Origin of the sequence: Streptomyces sp. NBC_00353 (genome assembly GCF_036108815.1) — a bacterium.
GTDB lineage: Bacteria > Actinomycetota > Actinomycetes > Streptomycetales > Streptomycetaceae > Streptomyces.
Genome location: NZ_CP107985.1, coordinates 8,657,243 through 8,671,364 on the forward strand (window position 1 = coordinate 8,657,243; position 14,122 = coordinate 8,671,364).

The following is a 14,122-nucleotide window of genomic DNA, read 5'->3' on the forward strand; positions in this document are numbered from 1 at the left end:
GTCTTCGATCACAACACGAATGGCTCAACCCCGCTTGCCGACTGCGTCGGCGAGGTAGCGGATCCCGGGTCCGCCGCGATCGGGCCCGGCCGGGGCCGTGATGTCGGCCCGGCGACTCTGCGGCGCAGGCAACGCCTGGAGCGCTGACTATGACGGCTCCACATGACTGAAACCCACTTCGAAATGCTCGACCGAGGCGACGCGCTGGCCTTCCCTGTGTGCAACGTCCTCGCGGAGCCGGGCGGCAGTGTCCTCGCTGGCCCGCATGGCCTCCTCGTCCTCCCACAGGGTCAGCGACGCAGCCTTCCCGGAGGCCCGGTCGACGAGGTAGAACACGCCACGGAAGCCAGAAGCCTCCTGGATCTGCTGGAGGATCGCTTCCCAGTTCGCGGTCAGGTCTCCCTCTGCAGGAACCGGTGAACCCTGGTAGGTGCTCAGCCTCGCGAACATGGCTGCCACCCCTTTCCTGGCCGACTGCCGGTCGGGGGGACAGGCAGCTTCAGGACCAGGGTGCTCCGGCGGACCGTGTGTCGCATGCGGAGCAACCTGGGATGCTCCCTACAGGGGTGGCACGGCGGGCCTTCTGGGCTCTGACCTGCTGGAACAGACAGACCCATCTCGGCCAGTGGCCTGAATTTGACATTAGCTTGCCTTATGAAAGATAAAGAAGGTCCTTTGGGCTGAACTTCACGCAGCGTGATATCCGACGTGTGACAGCCGACGATCGTCTACGCGAATGAGTAAAGCCGTGACCCACGCCGCCGTCCCGGATCAGCCGACCGACCCCGCCGCGGACTGGGAGGCATGGCGCGCCGAGCGACGGCGCTCCATCACTTCGCCCTCCGGCAACCTCGCCCTCGTGGAGACCCGCTGGGCCCCGGCCGGTGAGCGTCCCGACCTCGACGCGGCCCGCGCCGGACAGCCGGGGAATGTGACCGTCACCACGGTCGAGCGCACCGACCTCGTCACCGGCGAGCCGGAGCACGGTCTGCGCTTCTGGGACGCGCAGTCGCCCGCGATCCAGAACTTCGATCGCACCGATGCCTTCCCGTACGACCCGGCCTGGGTGCTGGAGGCCTCGTACACCCCGGTGCCGGGCGCCCGGCGGGTCGGTTTCGAGCACATCCGCGACAACGGCGGTACCCGTGACCTCGCCGTGCCGGGTGACATCGCGCTCACCCTGGACGGACAGGAGTACGTGCTGAGCGCCTTCGACGACGACGGCACCCTGCTTCTTGTCTTCGGTGACCCCACCAACGGCGACATCACCTACGGCGCCGGGCGCTTCCTCTTCGTCACCCACACCGGCGAGGGCCGTGTCCTCCTCGACTTCAACCGCGCCTTCGTGCCGCCGTGCGGATTCTCGGACCAGTACAACTGTCCGATGCCGCCGCGGCAGAACCGTTTCCACCTGCCCGTCGAGGCCGGCGAGAAGCGCCCCGTCTTCAGTGACGGCTTCCCCGCGCAGCACTGATCAACCCCGTACTCCCGCCTCGCAGCACGAAAGCGCGTACTCCTCATGAGCATCAAGAAGACCTCTCTGTACGGCGGCGCCACCGCTGCCGCCCTCGCCCTGACCCTCACCGCCTGCGGCGGGGGCTCCAACGGGGGCGGCGCCGCCGGAGGGGCGTACGACAAGAACGCCACGGTCAACATCGGTTCGCTCTACGAGCCGCAGAATCTCGACAACACCGCGGGCGGTGGCCAGGGCGTCACCGAGGCGCTCAACGGCAACGTGTACGAGGGGCTGTTCAAGCTCACCGATGACGGCAAGGTCGAGAATCTGCTCGCCCAGGACTACAAGGTCAGCGGCGACGGACTCACGTACACCTTCACCCTGCGCGACGGTGTGAAGTTCCACAGCGGCAAGAAGCTCACCAGCCAGGACGTCAAGTACAGCCTGGAGAAGGTGATAGCCAAGGACTCGCAGTCCGCCCGCAAGAGCAATCTCGAGGTCATCAAGTCCGTCGAGACACCGGACGCGCGCACGGTGAAGGTCCAGCTGTCGAAGAAGTCGATCTCCTTCGTCTACAACCTCTCCTACGTGTGGATCATCAACTCCGACGCGAAGAGCCTCAAGACGAGCGAGGACGGCACCGGCCCGTACCGGCTGAACAAGTGGACCCGCGGTTCCGCTCTCGGCCTCGACCGGTTCGCCGGGTACTGGGGTGACGCGGCCAGGAACAAGCAGGTCGTCTTCCACTACTACAAGGACGCGACCGCTCTCAACAACGCGCTCCTGACCAATGCCGTGGACGTCGTCACGAGCGAGCAGTCGCCCGACGCCCTCGACCAGTTCAAGAGCAACCAGAACTACAAGGTCAACGACGGCAACTCGACGACCAAGCTGCTGCTCGCCTTCAACGACAAGGCCAAGCCCTTCACGGACGTCAAGGTCCGCCAGGCCGTCTCCTCCGCCATCGACGACAAGAAGCTTCTGGAGTCGGTCTGGGGCGGCTACGGCAAGCTCATCGGCTCCATGGTGCCGCCCACCGACCCGTGGTACGAGGACCTCACCAAGGTCAACGCCTACGACACCGCGCGAGCCAAGAAGCTGCTCGCCGAGGCCGGATACGAGAACGGCTTCACCTTCACCCTCGACACCCCGAACTACGACCCGCACCCGACGGCGGCGACCTTCATCAAGTCGCAGCTCGCCAAGGTCGGCATCACCGTCGAGATCAACACCATCACACCGGACGAGTGGTACACGAAGGTCTACAAGAACCACGACTTCACGGCCACGCTCCAGGAACACGTCAACGACCGCGACCTGGTCTGGTACGGCAACCCCGACTTCTACTGGGGCTACGACAACAAGCAGGTCACGAAGTGGGTCGAAGAGGCCGAGCAGGCGTCCGGCACGGCTGAGCAGACCGACCTGCTGAAGAAGGTCAACCGCCGGACCGCGGAGGACGCGGCCAGCGACTGGCTGTACCTGTACCCGCAGATCGTCGTGGCGAGCAGCAAGGTGTCCGGCTACCCGGTCAACGGCCTCAACTCGCAGTTCTTCGCGTACGACATCGAGAAGGGCTGATGGCGCGGTATCTCCTGCGTCGCCTCGCCTTCCTGCTGGTGTCGCTGGCGCTCGCGAGCGTGGTCCTGTTCGTGCTGCTGCGGATGCTGCCGGGCGACCCCGCGAACGCGCTCACCTCGGTGGGCGCCAGCCCCGAGCAGATCGCGGCGGCGCGGCACTCCATCGGCTCCGACAAGCCGCTGCCCGAGCAGTTCGTCCACTGGATCGGGCAGCTGGCCGGCGGTGACCTCGGTACGTCGTTCGTCAGCTCGCTGCCGGTCGCGCCCGAGGTCGGCTCGCGGCTGAACGTCACGATCCCGCTCACGCTCACGGCGTTCGTCCTGGCGGTCCTCATCGCCGTCCCGGTCGGCTTCGTCGCCGCGCACCGGCGCAGGACCTGGTACGGGGCGCTGCTCAGCGGAGTCTCCCAACTGGGCATCGCCGTGCCCGTGTTCTGGCTCGGGATGATCCTGATAGCCGTCTTCGCGCTGAACGCCGGCTGGCTTCCCGCAGGCGGCTTCCCGCCGGACGGCTGGTCGCAGCCGGCCGAGGCGGTCCGCTCGCTCGCCCTGCCCGTCATCACCATCGCGCTCGTGATGAGCGCCTCACTGATCCGCTACGTCAGGTCGGCCACGCTCGACGTACTGGACAGCGACTATCTGCGCACCGCGCGCGCCCTGGGTTCGTCGTTCGGGCGGGCCATGTGGCGGCACGGGCTGCGCAACGCATCGGTGCCGGTGATCTCGATCCTCGGCATCGAGCTGGCGTCCACACTGCTCGGTGCTGTGGTCGTGGAGTCCGTGTACGCGCTACCCGGCCTCGGCTCGCTGCTCGCGACCGGCATCGCGCAGCACGACTATCCGGTGATCCAGGGTGTGCTGTTCGTCTCCACGCTCGCGGTGCTGGTCATCGGCTTCGCCGCCGACTTCGTACAGCGGATCATCGATCCCCGGCTCCGCGGCAGGCTCTCCGGAGGTGTCCGATGAAGCAGTCGACGAAGCGCTCGTACACGCTGACCTCCGGATGCGTGCTGGCCGGCCTGATCGCGCTGCTTGCGCTGGTCTCGCTCTTCTGGGCCCCGTACGCCGCCGACGACACGTCCGGTGGCCGGCTCACGGGCCCCGGCGCGGGCCATCTGCTGGGCACCGACAAGCTCGGCCGTGATCTGTTCACCCAACTGATGACCGGCTCCCGGGTCGCCTTCGAAGCGGGCCTGGGTTCGGTCCTCATCGCGGCCGCCGTCGGCGTCACGCTGGGCGTGCTGGCCGCGTTCGCCCAAGGCTGGCTGGACGACACGCTCTCCGCGTTCCTCGACATCCTGATCGCCTTCCCGACGCTGCTGCTTGCGATGCTCATCGTCGCCGCGCACTCGGCCACACTGGGGTCCGCCGTGCTGGCGATCGGCCTCGCCCAGAGCGCGGTCGTGGGACGGCTTGTGCGGGTCCTGGTCAAGCGGGTCCTGGCACAGGACTACATCACGGCCGCGCGCACGTCCGGCACGTCGTGGCCGCGGATCGTGGCCGGGCATGTGCTGCCCAACATCTGGCCGACTCTCGTGGTGAACCTGGCCCTTCAGTTCGGACTCGCGGTGCTGGCCGAGGCCGGCCTGTCCTACCTGGGCCTGGGGGCGCCGCCGCCCAACGCCTCGTGGGGCCGCATGCTCCAGGAGGCTCAGGCCACCTTCACCACGGCCCCGGCCGGCGCACTGGCCCCCGGCATCCTGCTCGTCCTGCTCGTCATCGGTGTGAACCTCATCGCCGACGGACTGCGCGACACCCTCGACCCGGCGGCCCGACGGAGGAGCGCATGAACATCCTCGACGTACGCGACCTCGCGATCCGTACGGCCGACGGGCGCATCCTTGTCGACGGCCTCTCGCTGACCATCGCCCCCGGCGAACGACTCGGCCTCATCGGTGAGTCGGGCTCCGGGAAATCGCTGACCACTCTCGCCGTGCTCGGCCTGCTGCCCGACGGTATGACGGCCACCGGCAGCGCCGAACTCGCCGGCACCCAGATCGTGGGCGCGAGCGAGAAGCAGCTCACGCGTGTACGCGGCCGGGACGCCGCCATCGTCTTCCAGGAGCCGCTCACCGCACTCGACCCCCTGATGCGCGTCGGCAGGCAGATCGCCGAACCGCTGGGCAGAAGGCGAGGGCTGAGGGGCGCCGGGCTGAAGCGGGCCGTCGTGGAAGCCCTGGAGCAAGTGCGACTGCCCGAGCCCGACCGTATCGCCCGCGCCTTCCCGCACGAGATCTCCGGCGGACAGCGGCAGCGCGTCGCACTCGCCATGGCGCTGGCATGCGACCCGAAGCTGCTCATCGCGGACGAGCCGACCACCGCGCTCGACGTCACCGTGCAGTCCGACATGCTCGACCTGCTCGACACCCTCGTACGGGAACGGGACATGGCCGTCCTCTTCGTCAGTCACGACCTCGCGGTCGTCTCGAAGGTCACCGATCGTGTTCTGGTGATGAAGGACGGCCGGGCCGTGGAGCAGGGTGATGTCCGCGAGATCGTGCGGGCCCCGCGCGAGGAGTACACCAAGGCGCTGGTGGCAAGCGCGCGGCAGCTGGAATCGGCTCTTGACCTGAGGAGCGCATGATGACGCCCGTACTGGAGCTGAACGCGGCCTCCTTCGCCTACCGGGGACACACCGTGCCCGTCGTCGAGGACGTCTCCTTCGCCGTCGACGCCGGGCACAGCCTCGCCCTCGTCGGCGAATCCGGCGCGGGCAAGACGACTCTGCTGCGGCTGCTGCTCGGGCTCGCCCGGGCCACCTCCGGCACCGTCCGGTTCGACGGCGACGAGCTGAAGCCACGCGACCGCGAGCAGATGCGGCGTTTCAGGCGCAGCGTGCAGTGTGTCTTCCAGGACCCGTACTCGTCGCTGGACCCGCGTCGGCGTGTCGGCGGCATCGTGTCCGAACCACTGCGTTCCCTCGGCATCGACAGCCGGAGCACGGCCGGGCCCAAGGTGGCCGACGCCCTGGAGCGGGTCGGTCTCCCGGCCGACGCCGCAGAGCGCTATCCGCACGAGTTCTCCGGCGGCCAGCGCCAGCGCATCGCGATTGCCCGGGCGACCGTGTGCGACCCGCGGGTGCTGCTCGCCGACGAACCCGTCAGCGCCCTCGATGTCACCACCCGGGTCAAAGTCGTCGACCTGCTCAACGAGTTGAAGCAGAAGCAGGGTCTGACGCTCGTCATGGTCTCCCACGACCTGTCGGTGGTGGCCTCGCTGTGCGAACGCACCGCCGTCCTGGAGCGCGGTCACATCGTCGAACAGGGCGAGACCGGACAGGTGCTGGGCGCTCCCGCGCACCCGTACACACGTCGCCTCGTCGAAAGTGTGCCGCGGCTGCCGGCGTGACCGGTGGGCCCGATCACGAGGCCTCTCCTTCCCGACCTGATCCGTTCGGCGCCGGATGCCTCCGGCGCCGCACGGAGCTCAGCTCGCCCTCGCCCACGCGTAGCGGTGCTCGGGCCGGCCGGTGTCGCCGTATTTGAGACTGAGGCTGATGCGGCCCGCGCTCTCCAGGTACTTGAGGTATCGCTGGGCGGTGGAGCGGCTCAACCCGGCCCGGACGGCGACCTCGTGTGCGGACAGCGGTTCGTCCGCCGCGGAAAGGACGTGGCGGATGACCTCGGCGGTCGGCGCGGAGTGCCCCTTGGGCAGACCGGCTGCGGGAACGGCCTCCGGGGTGCGGAGAGCTCCGAAGATCTGGTCGACCTGCTCCTGGCCGGCCTCGCCGCGGCCGCTGCCCACGCCTTCGAGAGTGCGGCGCAGAGCCGCGTAGCTCTCCAGCTTGGACCGCAGACCGCCGAAACTGAACGGCTTCACCAGGTACTGCAGGGCGCCGTAGCGCATGGCGGTCTGCACGGTCGTGACATCGCGAGCGGCCGTCACCATGATCACGTCCGCCGTGTGGCCGAGCTGGCGCAGCCGCCGTACCAGTGTCAGCCCCGTCTCGTCCGGAAGATAGTGATCGAGAAGCACGAGGTCGACATGGTTGCGTTCCAGGACGGACAGTGCCTGTGCGGCGGTGTGTGCGCGAGCGACGACGCGGAAGCCGGGCACCTTGGCCACGTACGCCGCGTTGATCTCGGCCACCCGGAAGTCGTCGTCCACCACGAGGACGTCGATCATTGCACCCCTCCCACTTCGATCAGCTGCCGGACGGTGAGCGTCTCGGGCAGTACGACGGTGAAGACCGCGCCACCACCGGCCCTCGCACCGACGCGGGCCACCCCGCCGTAACGCTCCGCGAGACGGCGTACCAGCGCCAGACCGAGCCCACGGCCCCGATGTGCGGGGGACTGCTTGGTGGACCAGCCCTCGGTGAAAATCTGTTCGCGCAGATCGGGCGCCACGCCCGGACCGTTGTCGCTGACCCGCAGGACCGTGGCGGTGCCCTCCGCGCGGAGCTCGACTTCGATGAGGGAAGCGACGTCCAGCGCGTTGTCGATGAGGTTGCCCAGGACGGTCACCAGATCGCGCGGGTCCACCACCACGTCGGGGAGCATGGTGTTCGGGGAGATGTGCAAGGACGCGCCCCGCTCCGCCGCAATGGCCGACTTGCCGACCAACAGCGCGGACAGCAGAGGGTCATTGACGCGTTCCGCGACCTGCTCCGCCGAGGCCCGGCGACCGTTGGCCACCTCTGCCACGAACTCCACCGCCGCTTCGTGCCTCCCGAGCTCCAGGAGTCCGAGCAGGGTGTGGAGCCGGTTGGCGTGCTCGTGGTCCTGGGCGCGGAGTGCGTCGAGAAGGCCGTGCGTGGAGTCCAGTTCGCGGCCGAGCAGCTCCAGTTCGGTGCGATCGCGCAGGGTGACCACAGCACCGCCGTCACCGGTCGGCATGCGGTTGGCGATCAGCACGCGTCCCCTGCAGACGGTGAGCAGGTCCACGCCGTCGACCTGCCCTGTCAGGACCTCTGCCGCACGGCCCGGCGGCAGCACCTCGCTCAGAACACGGCCGACGGCGTCCGGCGTGAGCTCCAGCAGGCGCTGCGCCTCGTCGTTCAGCAGCCGGATCCGCCCCCGGGCGTCGAGGGCGAGAACTGCTTCGCGAATGCTGTGCAGCATGGCCTCGCGCTCGTCCAGCAGCGCGGAGATGTCGGCGAAGGCAAGGCCATGGGTGCTGCGCTGCAGACGTCGCGAGACGGCCAGGGCGGCGAGGACACCCGCGGCGAGAGCAGCCCCCGCGTAGAGCAGAAGTCCCGGAATGGTGCCGAGCAGCCGCTCGCGGACGCTGTCGTAGGCGATGCCCACCGAGACGGCGCCGACGATCGTCCCGTGCGCGTCGCGGAGGGGGACCTTCGCGCGTGCCGAGCGACCCAGGGTTCCGTCGTCGATCTGCATGATCTCCCGGCCGGCCAGGGCCGTGCTGGGATCGGTGGAGACGTGTCTGCCGATCTGTGGGGTGTCGGTGTGCGACCAGCGGACCCCGCGGGTGTCCATGACCACGATGTAGAGCGCCCCGGTGGCCCGTCGGATCCGCTCCGCCTCGGCCTGTACCGGGCCGCCGGGGCTGGGCTCGGTGCTCGTCAGGTTGTGAACCAGACCGGGTTCGGCGGCCGTCGTCTGGGCGATGGACAGAGCCTGGCGCATCGCCTGGTCGTCGAGCTGGTGGCTGAGCGGGGCAAGGAAGAGCCCGGTGACGAGCATGACCACCCCGGTCGTGATGGCGACCTGTGTGAGCAGGACCTGGGCGAAGACACGGCGGGGCCAGTGAATCCGCATGTGCTCGCCCTCTGCCTTCCGCCCGACTGGGAATCTGCTGATCCGCTTTGCTCTGTGTGAACGCAACGTAAACGTCGCCGCCGTCGCTGACCAGCCCTCGTAGCACTTTCGTTCTTCAGACGTGAGCAGAACGAGCAGAACCGCAGGTTATGGGCAGAAGCAGGAGTTGTGAGCGCAAGGGTGCCGTCGTGCCCGGGCCGCCTCTAGCGTCCCGCCCCATGAACAGCGAAACCAGCCCCGCCATCGAGCTGCGGGGGGCGAGCAAAGCGTTCCGGACTCCGTCGGGGGCGCTCCACACCGCCGTACGAGATCTGGACCTCACGATCGGGCGCGGTGAGTTCGTTGCCGTGGTGGGACCTACCGGATGCGGCAAATCGACAACGCTGACGCTGGTCAGCGGCCTGGAGGAGCCCACCGAGGGGGAGGTGCTGGTCGCCGGTGAGCCGGTGAGCGGCATCGGCGACAAGGTCGGCTTCGTCTTCCAGCAGGATGCGGTCTTCCCCTGGCGCACCGTGCTGTCCAACGTGATGGCAGGCCCCCGCTTCCGGGGCGTGCCGAAGCCCGAGGCGAAGGAACGTGCCCGGGAGTGGCTCGCCCGGGTCGGTCTGTCCTCCTTCGAGGACCGCTATCCGCACCAGCTGTCCGGCGGCCAGCGCAAGCGAGTCGCACTCGCGGCCACGTTCGTCAACGATCCCGAGATCCTGCTCATGGACGAACCCTTCTCCGCACTTGATGTGCAGACCCGGGCCCTGATGTCCGACGAACTGCTGGAGTTGTGGGCCGGGACCGGCGCCTCCGTCGTCTTCGTCACCCATGACCTGGAGGAGTCCATCGCACTGGCCGACAAGGTCGTGGTCATGACCGCGGGACCGGCCACCGTCAAGGAGGTCTTCGAGATCGATCTGCCCCGCCCGCGCAAGGTCGAACAGGTGCGTCTGGAGCCCAGGTTCCTGGAGATCTATCGGGAGATCTGGTCCTCGCTCGGCGAAGAGGTCCGCATCACCCGCGAGAGGGGTGCCCTCGATGTCGCCTGATTCCCTCACCGCGAGCCCCGCCGTCACCAAGACCGAGCGGACCCAGGCCAGAGCCCGAGCCACCCGCAACCGCAGGTTCCTGGTGCTCGGAAGCCGGATCGTACTTCTCCTCGCGGTCATCGGGCTGTGGGAGTGGCTGGCCCGGACCGCGGTCATCGATCCGTTCAACTTCTCCATGCCGTCGAAGATCTGGGAGCAGATCCGCACCTGGGTGGTCGACGGCACCGCGCAGGGCTCCCTGTGGGAGCAGATCTGGTACACGCTCTACGAAGCACTGCTCGGCTGGGTCATCGGTGTGATCGCCGGTGTGCTGCTCGGTATCGCGCTGGGCCGGATCCGCTTCGCCGCCGACGTTCTCGGCCCGTACATCAAGGTGCTCAACGCCCTGCCGCGCATCGTGCTCGCGCCGATCTTCCTGATCTGGTTCGGCCTCGGCCCCGCCTCGAAGGTGGCCTCAGCGGTCGTCCTCGTCTTCTTCCCCGTCTTCTTCAACGCGTTCCAGGGCGCCAGGGAGGTGGACCGCAACCTCGTGGCCAATTCCCGCATTCTGGGCGCCAGCAACCGCCAGGTCACCTTCCAGGTGGTCATCCCCTCGGCTACGTCATGGATCTTCACCAGCCTGCATGTGAGCTTCGGCTTCGCGCTCATCGGCGCGATCGTCGGTGAGTACATCGGTGCCACCAAGGGGCTCGGACTGCTGGTCGCCGCTTCCCAGGGCACCTTCAACGCCGCCGGCGTCTACGCCGCGATGGTGATCCTCGCGGTCGTCGCACTGCTTGCCGAAGGCCTGTTGACCTTCCTCGAGAAGCGGCTCTTCCGCTGGAAGCCGGCTGACGCCGACTCCGCGCGCTGACGTCTGTTCCACACGCCGGCGCCGACTCCGCACGCCGGCGCCACCCGCCATTCGAATATCCGATCGTTTCTTCTCTTCACGAGGACGTGAACCAGATGCGTACACTCACCCGGGTCTCGGCCGTCGCCGTCGCCGGCGCACTCGCCCTGACCACCCTGACCGCCTGTGGCTCCAACTCCGAGTCCAGCGGCGCCTCCGACGGCAAGAACGTCAAGGTCAAGATCATGGTGGGGGGCCTCGACAAGGTCATCTACCTGCCCGCGATGCTCACCGAGCGGCTGGGCTACTTCAAGGACGAAGGGGTGTCGGTCCAGCTCCTGACCGAGCCGGCGGGCGTCCAGGCCGAGACGGCCCTGGTCTCCGGTGATGTGCAGGGCACGGTCGGCTTCTACGACCACACCCTCGACCTCCAGGTGAAGGGCAAGCAGGTCGAGTCCGTCGTCCAGTTCTCACAGGCTCCGGGCGAGGTCGAGATCGTCTCCAACCAGGCAGCGGGCGACATCAAGTCACCGAAGGACTTCAAGGGCAAGAAGCTCGGCGTGACGGGCATCGGCTCCTCGACCGACTTCCTGACGAAGTACCTCGCCGTCAACAGCAATGTGCAGACAAGCCAGTTCACCCCCGTCGCAGTGGGAGCGGGTCAGACCTTCATCTCCGCCCTCCAGCAGGGCTCCATCCAGGGGGGCATGACCACCGACCCGACCGTCGCCACCATCCTGGACAAGAAGCTCGGCAAGATTCTCATCGACATGCGCACCCCCGAAGGCTCCAAGCAGGCGCTCGGCGGGCTCTACCCGTCCTCCAGCCTCTACATGCAGACCGAATGGGTCAACAGTCACAAGGAAACCGTCCAGAAGCTGGCCAACGCCTTCGTCAGGACGCTGAAGTGGATGTCCACGCACAGCGCGGACGAGATCGCGGCCAAGATGCCCGCCGACTACGCGCAGGGCGGCGGCAAGGCCCTCTATGCGCAGGCCATCAAGAGCACGCTGCCCATGTTCACCACGGACGGCGTCATGCCCGCCGACGGACCCGCCACCGTCGAGCGGGTCCTCAAGGCCTTCAACCCGAACCTGAAGAACGCCAAGGTCGACCTCGACAAGACCTTCACCACTGAGTTCGTCAAGAAGGCGAGCTGACCCCGGGCAGTCCGATCCCCCGAACGGCGGAACGCGCCGTACGAGGCTGATGCGATACGGACCGGCGCCCCGGCGAAGTCCGACGAGGCGCTTGACGGAGAGGCCGGCCTCTCCGTCAAGCGCCTCTGCCACCTTCTGGCTAAGGTCGACGAGGGGCCTGAGTACCAGATCGACGGAGGCTCCCATGACGGTGAAACTTGAAGCACGCGATGTGGCCCCGCGCCTCGCCACCGGTGCGTTCATCCTGAACTCAGGTCTGAGCAAGCTGAAAGCGGACCAGGAGACGGCGGCGGGCGTGCACGGCATGGCCTGCATCGCCTATCCGTTCTTGGAGAAGTTGGACGCGCGGCGCTTCACCCGGCTGCTCGCCTGGTCGGAGATCGCCGTCGGCGGGACGCTGCTCGCCCCCTTCGTACCGACCCGACTGGCCGGAGTGGCGCTCACCGGCTTCTCCGCCGGGCTGGTCGGTCTGTACCTGAGGGTCCCCGGAATGCGGGAGTCCGGCAGTCTGCGACCTACCCAGACCGGCATCCCGCTGGCCAAGGACTTCTGGATGCTGGGCATGGGAATCGGATTCCTGGGCGCGCACGCACCACGCGGAGGCGAAAGCGCGACACGGTGTCCGTGGCACCGGTGCCGACGTCACTGACGGGACAGCCTGCGCCGGGCCGACGGCCGGCGTCCGCAGCCCGCGAGGCACATGGCGTGCGGCGGGGTGTGCGGCGCGTGTCGATGGCAGGGTCCGGGCGCGGAAACGGCGATGGTGTTCGCATGAACAGCGCAGACCTTTTGACGGACGCGTTCACACGAATCCAGGAAGCGGTGCACTCGGCGGTCGAGGGCCTTTCCGTCGACGACCTGCACGTCCGGCTCGACGACGGCGCGAACTCGATCGCCTGGCTGGTGTGGCACCTCACCCGGATTCAGGACGACCATGTCTCGGATGCGGCCGGTGTGCAGCAGGTCTGGTTCTCCCAGGACTGGGCCTCCCGCTTCGACCTGCCCTTCGACAAGGGAGCCACCGGATACGGGCAGAGCAGCAAACAGGTCGCGGCTGTCCGGGTGGGCTCGCCCGAACTGCTGCTCGGCTACTACGACGCCGTCCACGAGCAGAGCGTCGAGTTCATTCGTGGCCTCCACCCCAGGTCCCTGGAACGCATTGTGGATGAGACCTGGTCGCCGCCGGTCACTCTCGGAGTGCGTCTGATCAGCGTCATCACGGACGACCTGCAACATGTCGGCCAGGCAGCATTCGTCCGGGGTTCGCTGGAGCGCCGGTAGAAACGCTCACGGCCGGGCGGTGCGCGGGGGTGAATCCGCGTACCGCCCGGCCCCGGCGACAGCGCCTGCGGATCACGAGTAGAAGTTGCGCTCCCACCGGTGCTTGGCCAGCACGGCGAGCTGGTCGGCGGTGAGCGGACGTCCGTCGCTCAGGGCCGTGTTGCGCTCGACGTTGCGTACGGAGCGCATTCCGGGGATGACGGTGGAAACCGCCGGCGAACTCAGTACGAACCGCAACGCATGCTCGGCGATCTCATCGGGAGCGATGCCGAGGTCGGCGACGATCGCGGCCACCCGCTGCTCGACCTGTGCCGGGCGGTCGTCGCGGAAGTAGCGGTTGCGCCAGTCGCCCTCGGGAAACGTCGTGCCGGCGGTGATCCGGCCGGTGAGGCCGCCTTCGTCCAGCGCCACCCGCACGATGACACCGACGCCGTGCTCCTCACAGGCCGGCAGCAGAGCGTCGGCGGGCGCCTGGTCGAAGAGGTTGTAGATGACCTGCACGCTGTCCACGGCGCCGCTGCGTACGAGTGCGAGTGCGTTGTCGGGCTGGTGGTCGTTGATGGAGACACCGAACAGGCGGATCTTGCCCTCCTGCTTCAGTTCCGCGATCGTCTCCAGCCAGTCACCACGGCCGACCCAGTCATCGCTCCAGACGTGGAACTGCAGTACGTCGAAGTGGTCCAGGCCGCCGGCGCGCAGACTGGTCTCCAGGCTCTTGCGGATGTGCTCGCCCGGGAACGTCTCAGCCGGGTCCAGACCGTCGGGCGCCGGCCAGGTGCCGTTCTTCGGCGGCACCTTGGTCGCGACCTGCACCTCGTCGTCGGTCCGCTCGCGGACGACCCGGCCGACGATGCGCTCGCTCTCGCCGTAGCCGCGCGCCGTATCGATGAAGTTCACGCCGAGGTCGATGGCACGGTGCAGGGCGCGTACGGATTCGTCCTCCGTGGCACCCACCCAGCTGGACTCACCGATGCCCCACGCGCCGTATCCGATCTCGGACACGGACAGTCCACTGCGTCCCAGCTCGCGGTAGCGCACAATCATCCTCCACGTCATGGT

The 14,122-nt window shown here is 68.0% G+C and carries 15 protein-coding genes; 11 read left to right on the plus strand and 4 right to left on the minus strand.

The window, feature by feature from the left end:
* Positions 1-147: 147 nt before the first annotated feature.
* The gene (locus OHA88_RS38995) at positions 148-450 is read right to left on the minus strand and encodes a hypothetical protein (RefSeq protein ID WP_328628993.1); all 303 of its coding nucleotides are present in this window, start codon (positions 448-450) and stop codon (positions 148-150) included.
* 286 nt (positions 451-736) lie between these two features.
* Between OHA88_RS38995 and OHA88_RS39000 the strand changes: the two genes are divergently transcribed.
* The 6 genes from OHA88_RS39000 to OHA88_RS39025 are packed head-to-tail and all read left to right on the plus strand — an operon-like array spanning position 737 to position 6,384.
* Positions 737-1,474, plus strand: a complete 738-nt coding sequence (locus OHA88_RS39000; RefSeq protein ID WP_328628994.1) for a DUF1684 domain-containing protein — start codon at positions 737-739, stop codon at positions 1,472-1,474.
* 45 nt (positions 1,475-1,519) lie between these two features.
* The gene (locus OHA88_RS39005; RefSeq protein WP_328628995.1) at positions 1,520-3,037 is read left to right on the plus strand and encodes an ABC transporter substrate-binding protein; all 1,518 of its coding nucleotides are present in this window, start codon (positions 1,520-1,522) and stop codon (positions 3,035-3,037) included.
* On the plus strand, positions 3,037-4,002 hold the full coding sequence (locus tag OHA88_RS39010; protein WP_267006820.1) for an ABC transporter permease: 966 nt from the start codon (positions 3,037-3,039) through the stop codon (positions 4,000-4,002). The genes OHA88_RS39005 and OHA88_RS39010 overlap by 1 nt, the downstream gene beginning before the upstream one ends.
* Entirely contained in the window at positions 3,999-4,826 is an 828-nt protein-coding gene (locus tag OHA88_RS39015) for an ABC transporter permease (protein WP_326632662.1), read from the plus strand. The genes OHA88_RS39010 and OHA88_RS39015 overlap by 4 nt, the downstream gene beginning before the upstream one ends.
* Positions 4,823-5,620: an ABC transporter ATP-binding protein gene (locus OHA88_RS39020; protein ID WP_328628996.1), complete on the plus strand. Its 798-nt coding sequence runs from the start codon at positions 4,823-4,825 to the stop codon at positions 5,618-5,620. Before OHA88_RS39015 ends, OHA88_RS39020 begins: the two co-directional genes overlap by 4 nt.
* Positions 5,617-6,384, plus strand: coding sequence for an ABC transporter ATP-binding protein (locus tag OHA88_RS39025; protein ID WP_328628997.1), 768 nt, complete (start codon positions 5,617-5,619; stop codon positions 6,382-6,384). Before OHA88_RS39020 ends, OHA88_RS39025 begins: the two co-directional genes overlap by 4 nt.
* Before the next feature lie 78 nt (positions 6,385-6,462).
* On the opposite strand, the gene OHA88_RS39030 is transcribed toward OHA88_RS39025, so the two are convergent.
* Both OHA88_RS39030 and OHA88_RS39035 read right to left on the minus strand, forming a co-directional pair.
* Positions 6,463-7,161 (minus strand): response regulator, encoded by a 699-nt coding sequence (locus tag OHA88_RS39030; protein ID WP_267006824.1) that lies wholly within the window; start codon positions 7,159-7,161, stop codon positions 6,463-6,465.
* Complete coding sequence (locus tag OHA88_RS39035; RefSeq protein ID WP_328628998.1) at positions 7,158-8,756, minus strand: sensor histidine kinase; 1,599 nt, start codon at positions 8,754-8,756, stop codon at positions 7,158-7,160. Before OHA88_RS39035 ends, OHA88_RS39030 begins: the two co-directional genes overlap by 4 nt.
* A 218-nt stretch (positions 8,757-8,974) precedes the next feature.
* Here OHA88_RS39035 and OHA88_RS39040 point away from each other — a divergent pair, with 218 nt between their 5' ends.
* From OHA88_RS39040 to OHA88_RS39060, 5 genes are all read left to right on the plus strand, one after another.
* Positions 8,975-9,790: an ABC transporter ATP-binding protein gene (locus tag OHA88_RS39040; protein ID WP_267006826.1), complete on the plus strand. Its 816-nt coding sequence runs from the start codon at positions 8,975-8,977 to the stop codon at positions 9,788-9,790.
* Positions 9,780-10,643 carry an ABC transporter permease gene (locus OHA88_RS39045; protein WP_328628999.1) on the plus strand — a complete coding sequence of 288 codons (864 nt, stop codon included), beginning with the start codon at positions 9,780-9,782 and terminating at the stop codon, positions 10,641-10,643. The genes OHA88_RS39040 and OHA88_RS39045 overlap by 11 nt, the downstream gene beginning before the upstream one ends.
* Positions 10,644-10,738: 95 nt before the next feature.
* Positions 10,739-11,782: an ABC transporter substrate-binding protein gene (locus OHA88_RS39050; protein ID WP_328629000.1), complete on the plus strand. Its 1,044-nt coding sequence runs from the start codon at positions 10,739-10,741 to the stop codon at positions 11,780-11,782.
* Between the two features lie 184 nt (positions 11,783-11,966).
* Positions 11,967-12,431: a hypothetical protein gene (locus OHA88_RS39055; RefSeq protein WP_328629001.1), complete on the plus strand. Its 465-nt coding sequence runs from the start codon at positions 11,967-11,969 to the stop codon at positions 12,429-12,431.
* Between the two features lie 122 nt (positions 12,432-12,553).
* Positions 12,554-13,063 (plus strand): mycothiol transferase, encoded by a 510-nt coding sequence (locus OHA88_RS39060; protein WP_267006830.1) that lies wholly within the window; start codon positions 12,554-12,556, stop codon positions 13,061-13,063.
* 72 nt (positions 13,064-13,135) lie between these two features.
* Here the strand turns inward: OHA88_RS39060 and OHA88_RS39065 are convergent, their stop codons facing one another.
* Positions 13,136-14,101 carry an aldo/keto reductase gene (locus tag OHA88_RS39065; protein WP_328629899.1) on the minus strand — a complete coding sequence of 322 codons (966 nt, stop codon included), beginning with the start codon at positions 14,099-14,101 and terminating at the stop codon, positions 13,136-13,138.
* Between the last annotated feature and the right edge of the window lie 21 nt (positions 14,102-14,122).

Coding starts and splice junctions, on each gene's coding strand:
- OHA88_RS38995 (WP_328628993.1), bottom strand. CDS start 450: ATGTTCGCGAGGCTGAGCACCTACCAGGGTTCACCGGTTCCTGCAGAG.
- OHA88_RS39000 (WP_328628994.1), top strand. CDS start 737: ATGAGTAAAGCCGTGACCCACGCCGCCGTCCCGGATCAGCCGACCGAC.
- OHA88_RS39005 (WP_328628995.1), top strand. CDS start 1,520: ATGAGCATCAAGAAGACCTCTCTGTACGGCGGCGCCACCGCTGCCGCC.
- OHA88_RS39010 (WP_267006820.1), top strand. CDS start 3,037: ATGGCGCGGTATCTCCTGCGTCGCCTCGCCTTCCTGCTGGTGTCGCTG.
- OHA88_RS39015 (WP_326632662.1), top strand. CDS start 3,999: ATGAAGCAGTCGACGAAGCGCTCGTACACGCTGACCTCCGGATGCGTG.
- OHA88_RS39020 (WP_328628996.1), top strand. CDS start 4,823: ATGAACATCCTCGACGTACGCGACCTCGCGATCCGTACGGCCGACGGG.
- OHA88_RS39025 (WP_328628997.1), top strand. CDS start 5,617: ATGATGACGCCCGTACTGGAGCTGAACGCGGCCTCCTTCGCCTACCGG.
- OHA88_RS39030 (WP_267006824.1), bottom strand. CDS start 7,161: ATGATCGACGTCCTCGTGGTGGACGACGACTTCCGGGTGGCCGAGATC.
- OHA88_RS39035 (WP_328628998.1), bottom strand. CDS start 8,756: ATGCGGATTCACTGGCCCCGCCGTGTCTTCGCCCAGGTCCTGCTCACA.
- OHA88_RS39040 (WP_267006826.1), top strand. CDS start 8,975: ATGAACAGCGAAACCAGCCCCGCCATCGAGCTGCGGGGGGCGAGCAAA.
- OHA88_RS39045 (WP_328628999.1), top strand. CDS start 9,780: ATGTCGCCTGATTCCCTCACCGCGAGCCCCGCCGTCACCAAGACCGAG.
- OHA88_RS39050 (WP_328629000.1), top strand. CDS start 10,739: ATGCGTACACTCACCCGGGTCTCGGCCGTCGCCGTCGCCGGCGCACTC.
- OHA88_RS39055 (WP_328629001.1), top strand. CDS start 11,967: ATGACGGTGAAACTTGAAGCACGCGATGTGGCCCCGCGCCTCGCCACC.
- OHA88_RS39060 (WP_267006830.1), top strand. CDS start 12,554: ATGAACAGCGCAGACCTTTTGACGGACGCGTTCACACGAATCCAGGAA.